Raw genomic sequence first — 17,944 nt, 5'->3', positions numbered from 1 at the left:
CCCCCCCCCGCTACCACGGGAGACCTGCCCGCCGTGGCGGGCAGGCACATCCCTTATTTCTTGACCGGGTTGCCTTCGGCATCGATTACGGTCACCTCGCCCAGGTTCAGCGCACGCACGGCCGCTTCGGTCTGCTTGAGATCACCCACCACCACCCAGGTCAGCGCCTGCGGCTTGATCTCGGCGGCGGCCTGCTGCACCTGCGCCGGGGTCATCGCCTCGATCTCGGCCTTGCGACGCAGCACGTAGCCGTCCGGGCGCTTGAACTGCACGATCGAGCCGATGGTCGAGGCCACCGCGCTGGCGGTCTCGTAGGCACCGGGCAGGCTCAGGGTCTGGATATTGCGGATGCGGTTGACCTCGGCAGCGGTGGCCGGCTTGCTGCCATCGGCGAACGCGGCGATTTCCTTGCGCATTTCCGCCAGTGCCGGGCCGGTCTTGTCGATCTGCACCGGCGCGCTGGCCATCCACGGGCGCTGGCCCACCGAATTGACCGCGCTGCTGCGCGCACCGTACGACCAGTGCTTGTCTTCACGCAGGTTCATGTTCAGGCGCGAGGTGAAGTCGCCGCCGATCACACCGTTGGCGATGTCGAAGCGGGTCGAGCTGGTGGCGCTGGAAGGTGCCACCACCTGGCCGGCGAACAGGTTGGCCTGCACCGCGCCCGGCTGGTCGATCAGGAACACGCGCGGGCCCTTCGGCAGCGCCACGTCGGTGGCCGCCTTCACCTGCGGGGCATCGCCGGCAGCCTTCCAGTCGCCCAGCTGCTTGTCCAGCAGCGGCACGATCTCGGCCAGGGTGGTGTCGCCGACCACGATCAGGGTGCCGTTCTGCGGGCGCAGCCAGTCGTGATGGAAGTCGACCAGGTCCTCGCGGGTCAGGCCGTTGATCGCCGCCTCGTCGCCGCTGCCGGTGAACGGAATGGCATACGGGTGGCCCTTGCCGTACAGCAGCGGGGGCAGCACGCGCATCGCCACCGCACCCGGGTTGACCTTCTCCTGCTGGATGCCCGCGATCCAGCTCGCCTTGACCCGGTCGATCTCGCCCTGCTCGAAGCGCGGTTCGCGCAGCAGGTCGCGGTACAGCGCCAGCGACGGCACCAGGTTTTCCTTCAACGCCGACAGGTCCACGCTCATCGAGTCCAGGCCGGCCGAGGCATCCAGGCTGGCGCCCAGCGCATCCGCCGCATCGGCGAAGGCCAGCGAGCCGAGCTTGCCGGCACCCTCGGTCATCAGGCTCATGGTGAAGTTGGCGGTGCCCGGTTTGCGGCCCTGGTCGGCACTGAAGCCGCCCGGGAACTGGTAGCTGAACTGCACCACCGGAATCTCATGGCGCTCGGCCAGGATCACCTGGGTACCGTTCTTCAGTGTCGCGCGCTGCAGCGCCGGGAACTTCAACTGCGGGAACTCGCGGGTCTGCGGCACGCCGGCCTTGCGGTCGACCTGCTCCGGCAGCGTGCTGTACTTCGGGTCCACCGCTGGCACGGTGAACGGCTTCGGCGCCTGGCTCGGATCTTCCTTCAGCGCCACGCGCTCACCCGGTGCGATCACCAGGGTGTGGCTGCCCTTGTCCAGCCACTGCGCGCCGAGCCGGCTCAGATCGGCGGCACTGGCCTTCTCGATGTTGGCCAGCGAGGTGCGGAAGCAGCCCGGGTCGCCGGTGAACACCGCACATTCTGCAAGGGCGTCGGCCTTGCCGCCGAAGCCACCGATGCGCTCGATGCCGCGGATGAAGCCGGCGCGGGCGCCGGTCTTGGCGCGCTCCAGTTCCGCGGCGGTCGGGCCCTGCTTGATCAGCCGGTCCAACTCCTCGTCGATGATCTTCTCGACCTTGGCCGGGTCCTGGCCCTGCTTGACCGTGGCCATGATCACGAAGTTGGAGCCCAGCTGTGACGTGGAGAGTCCGGCAGCAATGCTGTCCACCAGCTTGTCCTGGTGCTGCAGGCGCTGGCTCAGGCGCGAGGACTTGGCACCGCCCAGCACCTGCGCGAACAGCTGCAGCTGATCGACCTCGGTGGTGCCGACCTGCGGCACGTTCCAGGCGCGGTAGATACGCGCCTGCGGCACCTTGTCGGTCATCGTCTCGCGCGTATCGGCGCTGCGCTTGGCCACGTTCACCGCCGGCTGCGCCATGGTCGGGCCGGCCGGGATGCTGCCGAAGTACCTGGAGACCTTTTCCTTGGCGGTGGCCAGGTCGATGTCGCCGGCCAGCACCAGCACCGCGTTGTTCGGGCCGTACCAGGTGCGGAACCAGGTCTTCACGTCGTCCAGCGACGCCGCGTTCAGATCGTTCATCGAACCGATCACGCCGTGGTGGTACGGGTGGCCCACCGGATACAGCGCCTTGTTGAGCTGGTCCCAGGCCTGGCCGTAGGGCTGGTTCTCGCCTTGGCGCTTCTCGTTCTGCACCACGCCACGCTGCTCGTCCAGCGCCGCCTGGTCGATCGCACCGACCAGATGGCCCATGCGGTCCGATTCCATCCACAGTGCCATGTCCAGCGCGGTGGTCGGCACGTTCTCGAAGTAATTGGTGCGGTCGGTGTTGGTGGTGCCGTTCTGGTTGGTGGCACCCACCTGCTTGAACGGCTCGAAGAATTCGCCGTCGTGGTTTTCGCTGCCCTGGAACATCAGGTGTTCGAACAGGTGCGCGAAGCCGGTACGGCCTGCCGGCTCGTCCTTGCTGCCCACGTGGTACCAGACGTTGACCGCGACGATCGGCGCCTTGCGATCGGTGTGCACGATCACGCGCAGGCCGTTGGGCAGGGTGAACTGCTCGTACGGGATATCGACCTTGGCCGGTGCGGCCGGCTTGGCCGCCAGCGCATGGGAAGGCACAAGCGTGCCCAGGGCGGTGCTGAGGGCGACAGCCAGCAGTGCAGCGCGCGGGCGAAGGGCGAGAGACATATCCGGATCCTTGGTCACGAAGGTGAACCCCGATCCTAGCCTGCGCGCACAGCGGCCGGAATCGGCCAGCAGTCACTGGGGGTGTTTGCCTCCTTGCCCCTCCACCCCTGCTTTGCGGCCCGGGAGGGGCGGTCACAAGCGCCCGCAGGCAACGTCCGGACAGTGTCCGCGGCCCGAGGAATGGACAGGTGTCCGCCCACCGGACACTTCTCTACCCGAACAAACCCCTTCTAAATCAACAACTAAAAGTTGGCACGCGGATTGCTTGGTAGTTCCTGCGCCAGGAAGGGCTTCAGACGAAAGCTGACTGAAGACTGAACAAATGCAGGAAATCGGAAATTTTCCTTGCAAGCCCAGAATTGGTGTACTACCTTACTACCACACCACTGATCACCAACACTAAACAGGCCCCGTCATGAACGCCAAGACCATTGCCATCGCCATCGCCCTGATTGCCGGCACCGCGGTTGTTTCGTCGGTGCAGGCCTCCGAATCCATCAAGACGCTGTCCACCGTGCAGGTCCGCCCTGCCGCCGACCAGCTGGCCCAGCAGGCCTGGGAACAGGCCAGCGGCATCCCGACCCTGGCCACCGTGGAAGTGCGCCCGAGCGCCGACCAGCTGGCCGAGCGCAACGGCTACGTCGCCGCCCCGGTTGCGGCCGCGATGCCGATCACCACCCTGGCCTCGGTGGAAGTGCGCCCGAGCCTGGAACAGCGCGTCGCCCTGGCCGCCGAGCTGGAAGCCCAGCGCTACGCCGCGACCCTGGCTGCCGCCGCCACCAACGTCGCCAACTCGGTCATCGTCAACCTGCCGGCCCTGCAGGTGCGTCCGAGCGCCGCCGACCTGCAGGCCCTGGCCACCGAAACCGCCCAGGTCCTGCTGCGTCCGTAACCGGTGCCGCCCTGCCTCGCGCAGGGCGTGCGCCGTAAAGGCAGCCGCCGTCGCAGGTACACTGCGCCGATGAATGCCGCGCCCCAGTTCCACGTGATCCTGTTCCAACCGGAAATCCCGCCCAACACCGGCAATGTGATCCGGCTCTGTGCCAACACCGGCGCGCAGCTGCACCTGGTCGAGCCGCTTGGCTTCGCACTGGAAGACAAGCAGCTCAAGCGCGCCGGGCTGGACTACCACGAGTATTCACGCCTGCAGGTGCACCCCGACCTGGACACCGCGCTGGCGCGGATCGCACCGAATCGGTTGTTCGCACTCAGTACCCGCGCCAGCGTGCGCTACGACAGCGTGGCCTTTGAAGAGGGCGATGCCTTCCTGTTCGGGCCGGAAAGCCGTGGCCTGCCGCAGGACGTGCTCGATGCCCTGCCCGACGGCCGCCGCCTGCGCCTGCCGATGCGGCCGGGCAACCGCAGCCTCAATCTTTCCAACACCGTTGCGGTGGTGATGTACGAGGCGTGGCGGCAGCATGGGTTTGCCGGCGGCGCGTAGCGCCACGCGCCTCTCTTCTGCCTGATTGTTGCTGTGGCGGGCGCATGCGTTCATGGGCGTTACTTTTCTTTCCGCGCGGAAAGAAAAGTAACCAAAAGAAACGCGCCGCCATCCGCGAGCCGGTGCTGCGCACCGGTACCCTGCGCCCCTCTGCCCGCCGGGGGACGGCGCGGAACTCGCTGCGCTCAGACACCCGCGCCTCTTCGCCCCCGCCGGACCTGCGGTGCTCGGCTCGCTTCAAGGCGGACCCGACAGCCGCGCGGTACAGGCTGTCCTTGAACCCATCGCGGTCCGGTGCGCGGTTCGGCACACCGATCGCTCGCCTGCGAATACGCTACTGGACAATGCCGGCCAGCGGCCGGCACTACCGGTGCACTCAGAACGCGTTGATGCCGGTCAGTTCGCGGCCGATCACCAGCTGGTGCACGGTCTCGGTGCCTTCATAGGTGATCACCGATTCCAGGTTCAACGCGTGACGGATCGCCACGTGTTCGGTGGTGATGCCGGCCCCACCCAGCAGATCGCGACACTCGCGGGCGATGTCGATGGCCATGCGGCAGTTGTTCCACTTGGCCAGGCTGACCTGCTGCGGCTGCAGCTGGCCGGCTTCCTTCAGCCGGCCCAGCTGCAGCGCCAGCAGCTGTGCGGTGGTGATGCGGCGGGCCATCTCGGCCAGCTTGATCTGCGCGCTCTGCGTGGCCGCCAACGGGCGGCCGAACAGCACGCGCTCCTTGGCGTAGCCCAGCGCCTCATCCAGGCAGGCGATGGCCGCACCGATCGGGCCCCAGCTGATGCCATAACGGGCCTGGGTGAGGCAGCCCAGCGGTCCCTTCAGGCCCTTCACGTTGGGCAGGCGGTGGCTGTCGGGCACGCGCACGTCATCGAAGTACAGCGCGCCAGTGAGCGAGGCACGCAGGCTCATCTTGTGCTTGATTTCCTGGGTGCTGAAGCCGGCCATGCCCTTCTCCAGCACGAAGCCCTGGATCCCGTCCTCGGTCTGCGCCCAGACGATGGCCAGGTCGGCCACCGGGCCGCTGGTGATCCACATCTTGCTGCCGCTGATGCGCCAGTCGCTGCCGTCGCGCACGGCGCGGGTCTTCATGCTGGCAGGATCGGAACCCCCATGCGCCTCGGTCAGGCCGAAGCAGCCGATCAGCTCGCCGCGCGCCATCGCCGGCAGCCACTGCTGGCGCTGTTCCTCGCTGCCATAGGCGTAGATCGGGTACATGCACAGCGAGCTTTGCACCGAGACGAAACTGCGCAGGCCGGAATCGCCGCGCTCCAGCTCCTGGCAGATCAGGCCATAGCTGACCGCGCCGAGGCCACCGCCGCCGTACTCGGTCGGCAGCGTTGCGCCGAGCAGGCCCAGTGACGCGATCTCCGGCACCAGTTCAGACGGAAAACGGGCCTGGTCGAAGGCATCGCCGATGATCGGCAGCACGCGCTCGTTGGTGAAGCGGGCGACACTCTCCTGCACCGCACGCTCTTCCTCATTGAGCAGGGAACGGACATCGAACAGATCGTACGGATGCAAAGCCATGGCACTCACACGCAGTCAGGACCCGGCCATTGTCGGTCATCCGGGCAGCGCGTGCCGACAGGGTTGGCCCCCACCAGGGCTGAGGCACTACGCTGCGCTGCAGCAATCGTGCGGTGAACGGCGTCTATCTAGCTCGATCACGCGCGTCCCGGTACCCTGACACATTCAAACAACCGTTTCGCCCGTGGCCGCACGCGCGATTCCCAGGCACCGCCGGTGGCCCCGATGCCGGCCCTACCCACGAGTCATGCAATCGATGAGCGCTGAAGCCAACGCCCTGCCCCCGCGTGAAGTAATGGAGTTCGACGTGGTGATCGTCGGCGCCGGTCCTGCCGGCCTGGCCACCGCGATCCGCCTGCGCCAGCGCGCGATCGAAGCCGGTCGCGAGCTGTCGGTGTGCGTGCTGGAAAAGGGCTCCGAACCGGGCGCGCACGTGCTCTCCGGTGCGGTGATGGACCCGCGCGCACTGACCGAACTGTTCCCGGACTGGGCCGAACGCGGCGCACCGCTGAAGCAGAAGGTCACCCGCGACGAATTCCTGTTCCTCAGCGAGACCGGCGCACGCAGCACGCCCAACGCGCTGCTGCCGGAGTGCTTCCACAACGAAGGCAACTACATCATCAGCCTGGGCGAAGTGACCCGCTGGCTGGCGCAGCAGGCCGAGGCGCTGGAAGTGGCGATCTTCCCGGGCTTTGCCGCCGCCGAAGTGCTGTTCGGCGACAACGGTGAAGTGATCGGCGTGGCCACCGGCGACATGGGCATCGAGAAGGACGGCAGCATCGGCCCGGCCTTCGAGCGCGGCATGGCGCTGCACGCCAGGTACACGGTCTTCGCCGAAGGCGCGCGCGGCCACCTCGGCCGCCAGCTGATCGCCCGCTACAAACTGGACGAAGGCAAGGACCCGCAGGCCTACGGCATCGGCATCAAGGAACTGTGGCAGATCGACCCGGCCAGGCATGAGCCGGGGCTGGTGGTGCATGCGGCCGGCTGGCCGCTGGACAGCGACACCTACGGCGGCGCGTTTCTGTACCACGCCGACGGCGGCAAGGTCGCCATCGGCTACGTGGTCGGCCTGGACTACAGGAACCCATGGCTGAGCCCGTTCGAGGAGTTCCAGCGTTTCAAGACCCATCCCTCCATCCGCAAGCACCTGGAGGGCGGCACCCGCATCGGTTACGGCGCCCGTGCAATCACCGCCGGTGGCCTGCTGTCGCTGCCCAAGACGGTGTTCCCCGGGGGCGCGCTGGTCGGCTGCGAGGCCGGTTACCTCAACGCCAGCCGCATCAAGGGCAGCCACGCCGCGATCAAGACCGGCATGCTGTGCGCCGACGCCGCGTTCGACGCGCTGGCTGCTGATCGCCAGCACGATGAACTGAGCGCCTACCCGAAGGCGTTCGAAGCCAGCTGGCTGTTCACCGAACTGCAGCAGGCCAAGAACTTCAAGCAGTGGTTCAAGAAGGGCCAGACCGTGGCCACGCTGATGACCGGCGTGGAGCAGTGGCTGCTGCCCAAACTGGGCGTGCGCAACCCGCCGTGGACCCTGCATCGCACCCAGCCGGATCATGCCTGCCTGGAGCCGGCGGCCAAGCACACCCGCATTGCCTACCCGAAGCCGGATGGCGTGCTGACCTTCGACCGCCTCAGCTCGGTGTTCCTGAGCAGCACCAACCACGACGAGAACCAGCCCAGCCACCTCACGCTGAAGGACCCGAGCATTCCGGTGAAGGTGAACCTGGCCGAGTACGCCGGTCCGGAAGCGCGCTACTGCCCGGCCGGCGTGTACGAGTTCGTCGGCGAAGCCGACAGCGCGCGCCTGCAGATCAACGCGCAGAACTGCGTGCACTGCAAGACCTGCGACATCAAGGACCCCACCCAGAACATCGTGTGGGTGACCCCGCAGGGCGGCGGCGGCCCGAACTACTCGGGCATGTGATCGCCCCGGGCTGCGACCGCGTGTCGCAGCCCGGCGGCTCGACCGCACCGCTATCCTGCCGCCCATGCGCGCCGACCGCCTGCTCATCGCCATTGCCGTGTCCCTGCTCGCCACGGCCTGCCAGCGCCCGCCTGCTGCGCCCGCCACGCCCGAACAGGCCCGGCAGCAGGCCATGCAGCGCGCGTTCGAACTGTGCGCCGGTTGCCACACCGTGCAGCCCGGCGGCATCCACCGCTTCGGGCCGAACCTGCATGGCGTGATCGGCCGCCGCGCCGGCAGCTTGCCCGACTACGGCTATTCCGAGGGCATGCGCCGCGCCGACATCACCTGGAGCGCGCAGACCCTGGATGCCTTCCTGCAGTCGCCCACCCACGTGGTGCCCGGCACCCGCATGTACAACGCCTTTCCCAGCGCCGAACGCCGCGCGCTGGTGATCGCCTACCTGCAACAGCAGTCGGCTCAGTGAGCCAATCGCTGCAGCTGGTGCTGCAGCCGTGCCACGAACGCCGTTACAGCGGCGAACACCGGTGCCGGATCGGTCTCGCCCGCATCCTGCAGGCGCTCGACCAGTGCGTTGGCCTGCCCGGCCAGCACCGTCGCCCCAACCGCACCCATGCCGCCGGCCAGGCGATGCAGGTGCAGCGCCGCGGTTTCGCGGTCGCCGGCCTGGACGGCGCATTGCACGGTCGCCAGATCGCCCTCGCTGGCCTGCAACAGGCTGTCGTGCAGCTGCTCGGCCACCACGCGTGAGCCGAACCGCCGCTGCAGGCTGGCCAGATCAGGCAGCGTCCCGCCATCGTCGGCAGCGGGTCCGGCCTGCGGCTCCACAACCGATAGTCCCTGCGCCTGCGGCAACCAGCGCAGCAGCGCGGCGCGCAGGGTTGCCAGCGACAGCGGCTTGGACAGTACTTCGTCCATGCCGGCCTCGCGGCAGCGCCGTGCATCGTCGTCCAGTACGCTGGCGGTGAGCGCCAGTACGGTCAGCCGCGGCTGGCCGTTGCGACCCTCGCGTTCGCGCAGCAGGCGGGTGAAGGCGAAGCCATCCAGCACCGGCATCCGGCAATCGGTGATGACCAGATCGAACGGCTCCGACGCCAACCGGTCCAGCCCCTGCTGGCCATCGCCGACCAGCACATGCGGCACACCCAGCTGCTGCAGGCGCCAGGCCATCATCGCCTGGTTGGTCGGATGATCTTCGATCACCAGCACGCGTGCCTCGCGCAACGCCGGCGGCAGCAGCGCCGCCTGTTCCTCCTCGGCGGCAAGCGCTTCAACATCGCCACGGCCGGCTTCCACCAGCGACAGCCGCACCTCGGCGCGGGTACCCTCGCCCAGCGTGCTGTGCAGCTCCAGTTCGCCGTCCATCATCTGCACCAGGCGCTGGCAGATGCTCAGGCCCAAGCCGGTACCACCATGGTCACGCTGGATGTATGCACCGGCCTGGGTGAACGGCGCAAACAGGTGCTGCAACTGTTCCGGCGCGATTCCGATGCCGGTGTCGGTGACGCTCAGGCACAGCGGCTGGCTGCCGTCCTCGGCGGTCGGCCCCAGCACTTCCAGCTGCAACCGCACTTCGCCGCGCACGGTGAACTTGATGGCGTTGCTGAGCAGGTTGAACACGATCTGGCGCAGGCGCACGCCATCCACTTCGTGCGCCGCTGCCAGCTGTGGGTCGATCTGCACGTGCAGGTCCAGCCCACGTGCACTGGCCTGCGCCGACAGCAACCGGCACACGCTCTCCAGCAAGGGCCGCAGCGGCTGCGGCACCGGTTCCAGGCGCAGTGCGCCGGCCTCCAGCCGCGAGTAATCGAGAATATCGTCGAGGATCTGCCGCAGCATCTGCGCGGAATCCTCGATCACGTTGAGAATGCGCTGCTGCTCGGCATCCAGCGGCGAATGGGCCAGCACCTCAAGCATGCCCAGCACGCCGCTCATCGGCGTGCGGATCTCATGGCTCATGGTTGCCAGGAAACGCGACTTCGCCTCCGCGGCCTGTTCGGCCTCTGCCTTGGCCGCAGTCAGGGCCTCGGCCTGCGCACGCGCCTCGCTGACGTCCACCCAGTAACCACTCCAGATCACCGCGCCCGCTTCCGCAGCATAGGGATGGGCCTGGCTGCGCACCCAGCGCGCGCCGGTGCCTTCAGGACGCAGCCGGAACTCGAGAATGAGCGGCGCGAACTGCCGCGCCGCCTGCTCGACCGCATGCAGGATGTGCTCGCGGTCATCTTCCTCGATGCGCTCCAGCAGGCAGGTTGCATCCTGTTCGGCCTGCTGCCGGCTGATCCCGAACAACGCCTGCAGGTCACCGGCAATGAACGGGAAACTGAGGGTTCCGTCAGCCGCACGGCGTGCCTGATAGACCACGGCGGGCAGGTTGTCGGTGACTTCGGCCAGGCGCTGTTCCAGATGGCGACGCCCGGCTACCTCACGGCGCAGCCGCCAATGCCCGATGGCGTGCACCAGCAGCGCGGTAAGCAGCACCAGCAGCAGCGGCACGCCCCAGCGCGCCACGCGGGTCCACTCGAGGCCGTTGCGGTATTCGACGGCCAGCCAGTCGCCGCGCAGGGCTTCGCGCTTGCGTGGGGTCATCTGTAGCAGCAGGCGGTCGAAGGTGGTGGCCAGGGCGGCATGGCGACGCTCGACAGCCAGCACCAGCTGATCGTTGAAGCCGGCCGGTGCGGCCACCTGCAGGCGCCCCGGGAAGCGGTTGCGCAGCAGGTGGTCCACCACGGCCAGGTTGCCTATATAGGCGTCGGCGTCGCCATTGATCAGGCGCTGCAGGGCCTGTTCCGCGCTGCGCGCCGCGATGATCCGGGCCTGCGGTGCCTGCTGCAGCACATAACCACGCACGCGCTCCGGATCGGACAGCAGCACCCGCTTGCCCTGCAGGTCTGACAGGCCCAGCAGCGCCGGGCTATCGCGCCGGCTGACGATCACGTTCGGCACGCTGATGAAGGGCTGGCTGAACACCCAGTCCGGGCCCAGGTAGCGCGAATCGGCCGGAATGCCCATTACCGCCTGCAGCTCGCCGCGGCGCGCCTTCTCGCGCACTTCGTACCAGTCATGGCTGTTTTCCACCTGCAGGTTGGCGCCGGCCTGCAGCAGGCGGCGCAGGTATTCGCTGGCCAGGCCGCTGGGGTTGCCATCCTGGTCGGCGAACGACAGTGGCGCCGCGTTCGGCGCGAAGCCGATCCTCAACGGTTGCTCCAGTACCCGCTTCTCGGCCTGGCTCAGCGCCAGCTGTGCCGATGCCGACCATCGCGGAGGTGGCAGCCAGCGCTGCGCCAGCGCATCGCGCTGGGCCTGGCTGGTCGCGGCCAGCGCCAGGTCCAGCGCTTCGGCCAGTGGCTGCTTGCCGTTGGGAATGCCGAAGTGCAGTCGCTCCGGCGGGAGATCGCTGGGGCGCAGCAGCACGACGCCCTGCAGGTCCTCGCGGGCGATCAGTTCGGTGGCCACATAGGCATTGCCGATGTAAACGTCGGCCTTGTCGTCTCTGACCATCTCCAAGGCCGCCAACGAGTTGTTTGCGACAAGCTGGCGCGCATGCGGAAAGCGGGCGCGCACCTGGGGCCCGGTCAGGAAGTCCTGCTCGATCACCACCCGCAGTCCGTCCAGATCGGGATTGTCGGAGGCACGCAGGTCATCCGGGCGCCCCACCAGGGCCAGCGGGGCCTCGCCATAGGCGGCGGTGTAGACCATGCAGCGGGTGCGGTCGGCACTGAGCCCGACGTTCATCACCACATCAATCTCGCCACGACATGCCGCATCCAGCACGGATGTCCAGTCGGAGTAGCGCCTTGCCTCCACCTTCACGCCCAACTGACGGGCAAGAAGCGACAGATAATCCGGACCCAGGCCAACCTGTTGGCCATCACGGAGGGACTCGAACGGTGGCCAGCCACTGTCATACTGACCCACGACGATGATCGGATGGGCGGCCAGGTACTCGCGCTGCAGGGGGCTGAGCGGCAACGGCCCGGGCACCGCCTGCGCCAACGCTGCCGGCAGCGCCAGTACGACCAGCAGCAGGACCAGCCCGCGAACAGCCCAGCTACGCATCGGCGTCGATCTCCTAGAATCCTGCCAGGGACCGCGATGGTCGCGGCCCAGCCAGCCCGGTGGCCATACTAGAGCATGAGCTTGCGCATCATCATCGCAGACGACCACCCGGTGGTCCGTATCGGTACCCGCGCCGTCATCGAATCGAGCGGGGTGGGCCGCGTGGTCGGCGAAGCCGACAGCGCGCAGGCGCTGATGGCCCTGCTCGGCAGCCAGCCCTGCGACCTGCTGGTGACCGACTACTCCATGCCGGGCAGCCCGCAGGCCGACGGCTTCGCCATGATCGGCATGATCCGCCGCCGTCATCCAGACCTGCCGGTGCTGATGCTCAGCGTCTCCAGCAATCTGGCGATCCTGCGCATGGTGCTCGACAGCGGCGTGCTCGGCCTGGTCGACAAGAGTTCGTCGATGGACGAGCTGCCGCAGGCCATCCAGTCGGTCTACCGCGGCCAGCCCTACATCAGCCGCAGCCTGCGCGAGCGGGTCGAGGCTGCCGGCAGCTGGCGCATGCGCGAGGGTGACGGCAAGCCGCTGTCGCCACGCGAGGTGGAGGTGCTGCGGCTGCTCGGCACCGGCATGACCGTGAAGGAAATCTCGCTTCAGCTGCACAAGAGCGTCAGCACCATCAGCCGGCAGAAAGGTGATGCCATGCTCAAACTGGGCCTGAAGGGCGACGCCGAGCTGTTCGATTACCTGCGCGACGGCAAGATCTGAGAGCCAGATCGCACAGGAAGGGCATCTGGCACTGCCCTCTTTGACGGGCCGCCGATCTGTGCCAAGATGGTGGGGCATGAGTTCCCAATGCGAGGTCGAAGGAATCGACCGGCTCATGTCCTCGCTCCCGTCCCTGGTGGACGTGGCGCGGTTCCCTGCCGGCCGTCTGGCCCGGCAACGCTGACCATGGAGAGGCGCATGCAACATCCCCCCAAGCTACGCTGGACCCTGCCGTTGCGGCCTCTGCGCGCATTCGCGGCGTGCCTGCTCGTCTCTCTTTCCGCTGCCGCGTGCAGCGCCGCCGATCCGGTCCCCTCGTCCTCCCAGCCCGGCGCCCCTGCGCAGGCTGCCAATGCGCCCCGACAGGATGTTGCCACGATGCAGAACACCTCTCCCGACACCGCCGTTACCCCGCCCGACGCGCCGACCGTGATGTATTTCACCTATCAAGTGGATGGCGATGGCGCGACCTCCTATGAGGTCCAGAACGGCAGCGTGGCGACCTTCTGGTTCGGCCACACCTTCACTCTCGATGGCACTACGTACTACACGGGTTTCTCCTGGGATACCCGCGAGCACTACGGCAAGCCTGGCGAGCAGACGCAGGCCGGTCCGGACGACCGCGCCAACCTCGCCGAGGCCACCTTCGTGCTGGCCGGCACCGACGCGAAGAAGCCGTGGAAGTTCCGTGGCCAGGAATGGACCATCGGCGCACTGGGCGCGTACGACAAGGCCGACGACGTCGATACCCGGCGCAAGCCGCTTGAACATCGCACCGCCGACGGCCGCCTGCTGCTGGCGGTGCCGACCAGCAGCTTCGACCGCGGCGTCAGCAGCACCGGCTATGCGCTGCTGCTGTTCAACCCCAGGCGCAGCGAAGACGACGTGGACAGCAAGGTCTGGCGCTATGTCGGTACGGTGCGCACAGGCGAAGACAACAGCGCCGCCTGCGACGAAGGCAACGTGATGCCCTGCACCGGCAGCGACGGCGAACTGGCCTTCGCTGCCGATGGCAACGGCCTGCCGCGACTGACCGTGACCTTCAAGGGCACCACCCTCGAAGGCCCCGGCAGGACCCGCACCTTGGGTGCCGGTGACACCGTGCACTACACCTTCGACAGCGCGACCCAGCAGTACCTCGCGCGCTGAAAGCACCCGCCACGCGCGGGTTCCCTGTTGACCGACATGTTCTTGACTCACGGATGAGTCCGGTTGGCGATTCGCGGCATGCGCCGCTCCATCAACCCCGAGGAAAAACGTCATGGCACAGCATGACTACAGCAGAAAGGAAGTCCTGGACATCGTCGAGCAGGTCGCCAGGCAGAAGAGCATTCCGGTCGACGACTTCATGCGCTTCGCGTACATCGAGACCGGTGGCACGTTCAACGAGCGCGCCCACAACGCGTCATCCGGCGCCAAGGGCCTGTTCCAGTTCGTGCCCGGGTCCGCACGCCAGTACCACCTGACCGGCCACGAGTTCGACCCCACCCGCAACACCGAAGCGGCCGCGCAGATGTACCAGGACAACCTGGACTCGATGGCACGCCGCAACGAGCGCACCGGCCACCCGTACCTGTCCGGCGGCAGTACGCCGACCGGGCTGGACCTGTACCTGGCCCACCAGCAGGGCAGTGCCGGCTATGGCTCGGTGCAGACCGCCATTGCCACCGGCACCTTCGGCGTGGTCCGCAACAGCCACGGCGACGAGATCAACATGCGCCGCAACGTGCTGAACCAGATCGGGTCGGACGCGAAGGCGCTGACCGGCCACAGCCTGGCCGAAATGCGCGGCATGAACGATGGCGACCTGGCACGGGCCTTCTCCAGCTACTACATCCACAAGTACGCAGCGATCAGCATCCCGGAAAAGAACATCGAACCGCAGGCGGTGGCGCAGGGCCAGGGCCAGGCCCCGGCCGCGCCTGCACAGGCCAGCGCAGCCGTGGCGGCCGGTGCTGCCACGCTGGCGGCAACCGCGACAGCCGCTGCCGCGCCGAAACCGGGCATCGAACTGCAGGCCGCCTACGAGGCCGGCGTGAAGTACGACGATGTGAAGTACGCCATCAACATTCCGGGCCACCCGCTGTACGTACCGGGCAAGACCGGCAAGAACGTGGACCAGGGTTACATCGATTGCTCCGGCTGGGTCGGCACGCTGCAGAACCGGACCATGGACGAGATCAACCAGAAGGCCGGGCATGCGGTGTTCAGCAAGGCCGATCGCATCGACCTGGGCAACCTGGGTTCCGGCGGCATCGTGCGCAAGGCATTCGACCAGTCCGGCGTGCTGCTTGACCGCGACGCGATCCTCAAGCCCGGTGCGCTGAAGGAAGGCATGATCATCGGCCTGGATACGGCCAGGACCCGCCATGAACACTGGAACGGCATCGACCACATCGTGATGGTGGTGCGCGACCCGAATACCGACAAGCTGCTGATCAGCCAGTCCACCGGCAGCAAGGGCGTGCACACCATGCCGGTGGAGGACTACCTCAAGCAGGTGAAGGACCACCCGCACTGGAAGCTGTTCGCGTCCGATCCATTGTCCAAGGCCCGTGACCTGCTGGAAAACCGCACCCAGTCGCACGAGCAGACCCAGGGCAAGGCCAACGCCGAGCACAAGGCGGCCGCCACCCCGCACGCCGAACTGTACAAGCAGGGCGCACACAGCGAGGGCGTGCGCAAGGTGCAGGAGCAGCTGGGCCACCTGGGCTACGTCGGCGCCGACGGCAAGCCACTGGTCGAGGATGGCCGCTTCGGCCGCAACACCGACGCGGCAGTGCGCCAGCTGCAGAAGGACAACGGCCTGGTCGTCGACGGCATCGTCGGTCCGAAGACGCTGGAAGCGATCAAGGAAGCACGCGAACGGCCCTTGCTGAACGACGAGCGGCACCCACGCAATCCGATGTACCTGCAGGCCACCGAAGGCCTGGAGCGGCTGCCGGCAGGTACCTTCAAGGATCGCCACGCGCTGGAAAGCGCCGCCGCGGCCCTGACCAAGGAGGCGCATGCCGCCGGCCTGCAACGCATCGACACGGTGGTGCCGAGCCCGAACGGTGAGCGCCTGTTCGCCGTGCAGGGCACGATCGGTGACCCGGCGGCCAGCCGCGTGGCGGTGGAGACCCGTGCCGCCAGCGAGCAGAGCCTGGCGCTCAGCAGTGGTGCCGTGCAGGGCGCCCCAAACGTGCTGCACCAACAGCAGGATGCCCAGCAGGAGCAGGCCCGGCAGGCACAGAAGGCGATGGGCGTCTAAGCCCGCAGCGCCTTGGGAGAGAAGGGAGGGCCACGTCCGCGTGGCCTTTTCCCTTTCTGCCAGCTGAGCGGCCGAGGCCGCTTTCAGCCTTGCTTCATGCCGCCTGCCGCTAGATGAATGCGCAAGCCGCACGGTGGACCAGGCAATGTTCCGGCAATGTTGGAACGCCAGCGTGGACACCACGGCAGCCGGGGCGCCCGCGCCCTCCCTGCCCAGCGTGGCATGCACCTCACAGGAGAACGAACATGCTCAGTACTTCCACACTCAGCTTCCGTGGTCTGGCGATGGCTCTGGCACTGGTGGCCGGTGTCGCCGTGGTCAGCGATGCCAGCGCGATGTCGAGGAAGGACAAGCGCACCCTGGTCGGCGCCGTGGTCGGTGGCGTGGCCGGCAACCTGCTCTCCAACGGTGATCCTGCCGCCACCGTGGGCGGCGCCGTGGCCGGCGGCGCGATCGGCAACCTGACCACCTCCGACCGCCGCGACCGTCGTTACTACGACAATCGCCGTTACGACGACCGCTACGATCGCCGTTACGACCGTGGCTACTACCGCAGCGGCTACTACGACCGCGGTGACGACCGTCGCTGGCAGCGCGAGCGCTACTACGACAACCGCTACTACCACGACCGCGGCCGCCATCGCGGCTGGTAGGCAGCGCGGCGGCATCACCGCAGCTGATGCACGGACGGGCGGGTCGATGACCCGCCCGTTTGCGTTGGCCGCGTGCATGGCGTTGAATGCGCAGCCTTGGATGTGACTTTCCCCACCGGGGCTGCGGCATGAATTCTTCTTCCCACCGCGTGCAGGGCCTCAACAACGACGAGGTCGCTGCCGACTGGCCACCGATCAGCGCGGCGGACATCGCGTGGCTGCGCCAGCGTTACCCGCAGCTGGGCGAGCACAGCCAACCGCGCTGGCACAGCCCCCGACCGCTGTCGGCCGCCGCCATCGTCGACGGCGTGGACGGCGCGCTGTTCATCAAGCGCCACCACCACAGCGTGCGCAGTGCGGCCTGCCTGGAAGAAGAACACCACTTCATCGCCCATCTCGCCGCAGCGGGCGTGCCGGTGGTGCAGGTGCTGCCAGCGGCCGATGGCCACAGCGCCGTCGAGCATGGCGAATGGACCTTCGAGCTGCATGCGGTTGGCGTCGGTGAGGACCTGTATCGCGACGCGGTGTCGTGGTCGCTGCTGACCGATATCGCGCAGGCCCGTGAAGCCGGACGCGCACTCGCACAGCTGCACCGTGCCGCAGCCAGCTACCACGCGCCCCAGCGCAGCACCCATGTGCTGGTCGCGCGCGACGATCTGATCCGCGCCGACGATCCGGTCGCGGCCATCAAGGCAGGACTGCACGAGCGCCCCGGGCTGGCCCGCTATCTCGCGCGCATTCCGTGGGAAGCGCAGCTGCAGCGTGACGTGTTGCCGTGGCATGCCGGCCTGGCCAAGCGCCTGCGCGACGAGCCGCGGCTGTGGGCCCACAACGACTGGCATGTGTCCAACCTGCTGTGGCGCGATGGGCAGATCAGCACCGTGCTGGATTTCGGCCTCGCCTCGCCCACCAGCGCACTGTTCGACCTCGCCACCGCGATCGAGCGCAACGCGGTGGCGTGGCTGGAGCTGGAGCGCGGCATGGAGGCGGTGCGCATCGATATCGCGCTGGCCCTGCTCGACGGCTACCGCCAGGTACTGCCGCTGTCGGCGGCACGCGTGCACCTGCTGGCCGACCTGCTGCCGATGGTCCATTTCGACTTCGCACTGTCCGAAGTGGAGTACTTCGAAGGTGTCACCGGCTCGACCGCGAATGCCGACGTGGCGTGGCAGCCCTTCATGCTGGGGCACCCGGCGTGGTTCCACAGCGCGCCGGGACACGCACTGCTGCAGGCCCTGCACGCGGCAGCCTGAAGGGCGCCGGCTCGCAAATCCGTACCATTTGTAGTGAAATGGTCACCTGAAGCGGGGGTGCCTGGATCTGCCAGGCTGAGAGAGTCCCTTGGAACCTGATCCGGTTTGCACCGGCGTAGGGAGCTTTGAGCCGCAGCCACACCCCCGTCATGGGCCGGTGCACCTGCGCGCCGTCGCTTCGTCTCCCTTGTTGTC

The 17,944-nt window shown here is 67.7% G+C and carries 12 protein-coding genes and 1 riboswitch; of the genes, 9 read left to right on the top strand and 3 right to left on the bottom strand.

Translation table 11 applies throughout. The features are described 5' to 3' along the window. Positions 1 to 53: 53 nt before the first annotated feature. Entirely contained in the window at positions 54 to 2,903 is a 2,850-nt protein-coding gene (locus O0J15_RS12880) for a pitrilysin family protein (RefSeq protein WP_308305759.1), read from the bottom strand. 415 nt (positions 2,904 to 3,318) lie between these two features. On the opposite strand from O0J15_RS12880, the gene O0J15_RS12875 reads away from it, so the two are divergent. Together O0J15_RS12875 and O0J15_RS12870 are read left to right on the top strand one after the other, a co-directional pair. After that, complete coding sequence (locus O0J15_RS12875) at positions 3,319 to 3,795, top strand: hypothetical protein (protein ID WP_014035556.1); 477 nt, start codon at positions 3,319 to 3,321, stop codon at positions 3,793 to 3,795. Positions 3,796 to 3,864: 69 nt separating this feature from the next. After that, complete coding sequence (locus O0J15_RS12870; protein ID WP_021202091.1) at positions 3,865 to 4,344, top strand: tRNA (cytidine(34)-2'-O)-methyltransferase; 480 nt, start codon at positions 3,865 to 3,867, stop codon at positions 4,342 to 4,344. Between the two features lie 376 nt (positions 4,345 to 4,720). Here O0J15_RS12870 and O0J15_RS12865 read toward each other — a convergent pair whose 3' ends face one another. Beyond that, positions 4,721 to 5,884 (bottom strand): acyl-CoA dehydrogenase family protein, encoded by a 1,164-nt coding sequence (locus O0J15_RS12865; RefSeq protein WP_180832891.1) that lies wholly within the window; start codon positions 5,882 to 5,884, stop codon positions 4,721 to 4,723. Between the two features lie 256 nt (positions 5,885 to 6,140). Between O0J15_RS12865 and O0J15_RS12860 the strand changes: the two genes are divergently transcribed. Both O0J15_RS12860 and O0J15_RS12855 read left to right on the top strand, forming a co-directional pair. Beyond that, on the top strand, positions 6,141 to 7,817 hold the full coding sequence (locus O0J15_RS12860; protein WP_019661900.1) for an electron transfer flavoprotein-ubiquinone oxidoreductase: 1,677 nt from the start codon (positions 6,141 to 6,143) through the stop codon (positions 7,815 to 7,817). Positions 7,818 to 7,881: 64 nt separating this feature from the next. Further along, positions 7,882 to 8,283 carry a cytochrome c family protein gene (locus tag O0J15_RS12855; RefSeq protein ID WP_021202094.1) on the top strand — a complete coding sequence of 134 codons (402 nt, stop codon included), beginning with the start codon at positions 7,882 to 7,884 and terminating at the stop codon, positions 8,281 to 8,283. Here O0J15_RS12855 and O0J15_RS12850 read toward each other — a convergent pair. Next, a complete protein-coding gene (locus O0J15_RS12850) occupies positions 8,277 to 11,876 on the bottom strand; it encodes a transporter substrate-binding domain-containing protein (RefSeq protein ID WP_308305758.1) in 3,600 nt (1,199 codons plus the stop codon). The two genes, O0J15_RS12855 and O0J15_RS12850, sit on opposite strands and share 7 nt — an antisense overlap. 75 nt (positions 11,877 to 11,951) lie before the next feature. On the opposite strand from O0J15_RS12850, the gene O0J15_RS12845 reads away from it, so the two are divergent. The 5 genes from O0J15_RS12845 (at position 11,952) to O0J15_RS12825 (ending at position 17,749) form a co-directional block, all read left to right on the top strand. Then, on the top strand, positions 11,952 to 12,590 hold the full coding sequence (locus tag O0J15_RS12845) for a response regulator transcription factor (protein WP_019661903.1): 639 nt from the start codon (positions 11,952 to 11,954) through the stop codon (positions 12,588 to 12,590). 378 nt (positions 12,591 to 12,968) lie between these two features. Continuing rightward, positions 12,969 to 13,739, top strand: coding sequence for a hypothetical protein (locus tag O0J15_RS12840; protein WP_019661904.1), 771 nt, complete (start codon positions 12,969 to 12,971; stop codon positions 13,737 to 13,739). 112 nt (positions 13,740 to 13,851) lie between these two features. Next, positions 13,852 to 15,843 (top strand): peptidoglycan-binding protein, encoded by a 1,992-nt coding sequence (locus O0J15_RS12835; protein ID WP_308305757.1) that lies wholly within the window; start codon positions 13,852 to 13,854, stop codon positions 15,841 to 15,843. Between the two features lie 245 nt (positions 15,844 to 16,088). Continuing rightward, entirely contained in the window at positions 16,089 to 16,496 is a 408-nt protein-coding gene (locus O0J15_RS12830) for a glycine zipper 2TM domain-containing protein (protein WP_014645533.1), read from the top strand. A 128-nt stretch (positions 16,497 to 16,624) separates the two neighbouring features. Next, complete coding sequence (locus O0J15_RS12825) at positions 16,625 to 17,749, top strand: phosphotransferase (protein WP_308305756.1); 1,125 nt, start codon at positions 16,625 to 16,627, stop codon at positions 17,747 to 17,749. A gap of 43 nt (positions 17,750 to 17,792) precedes the next feature. After that, positions 17,793 to 17,888: riboswitch (TPP riboswitch) on the top strand. Positions 17,889 to 17,944 lie beyond the last annotated feature (56 nt).

The organism is Stenotrophomonas sp. Sm10, from assembly GCF_030985515.1.
GTDB classification, from domain to species: Bacteria; Pseudomonadota; Gammaproteobacteria; order Xanthomonadales; family Xanthomonadaceae; genus Stenotrophomonas; species Stenotrophomonas hibiscicola.
The sequence above is the reverse complement of the archived record's forward strand: the minus strand, read 5'-3'. Positions and strand labels throughout refer to the sequence as shown.

Coding starts and splice junctions, on each gene's coding strand:
- O0J15_RS12880 (WP_308305759.1), bottom strand. CDS start 2,903: ATGTCTCTCGCCCTTCGCCCGCGCGCTGCACTGCTGGCTGTCGCCCTC.
- O0J15_RS12875 (WP_014035556.1), top strand. CDS start 3,319: ATGAACGCCAAGACCATTGCCATCGCCATCGCCCTGATTGCCGGCACC.
- O0J15_RS12870 (WP_021202091.1), top strand. CDS start 3,865: ATGAATGCCGCGCCCCAGTTCCACGTGATCCTGTTCCAACCGGAAATC.
- O0J15_RS12865 (WP_180832891.1), bottom strand. CDS start 5,884: ATGGCTTTGCATCCGTACGATCTGTTCGATGTCCGTTCCCTGCTCAAT.
- O0J15_RS12860 (WP_019661900.1), top strand. CDS start 6,141: ATGAGCGCTGAAGCCAACGCCCTGCCCCCGCGTGAAGTAATGGAGTTC.
- O0J15_RS12855 (WP_021202094.1), top strand. CDS start 7,882: ATGCGCGCCGACCGCCTGCTCATCGCCATTGCCGTGTCCCTGCTCGCC.
- O0J15_RS12850 (WP_308305758.1), bottom strand. CDS start 11,876: ATGCGTAGCTGGGCTGTTCGCGGGCTGGTCCTGCTGCTGGTCGTACTG.
- O0J15_RS12845 (WP_019661903.1), top strand. CDS start 11,952: ATGAGCTTGCGCATCATCATCGCAGACGACCACCCGGTGGTCCGTATC.
- O0J15_RS12840 (WP_019661904.1), top strand. CDS start 12,969: ATGCAGAACACCTCTCCCGACACCGCCGTTACCCCGCCCGACGCGCCG.
- O0J15_RS12835 (WP_308305757.1), top strand. CDS start 13,852: ATGGCACAGCATGACTACAGCAGAAAGGAAGTCCTGGACATCGTCGAG.
- O0J15_RS12830 (WP_014645533.1), top strand. CDS start 16,089: ATGCTCAGTACTTCCACACTCAGCTTCCGTGGTCTGGCGATGGCTCTG.
- O0J15_RS12825 (WP_308305756.1), top strand. CDS start 16,625: ATGAATTCTTCTTCCCACCGCGTGCAGGGCCTCAACAACGACGAGGTC.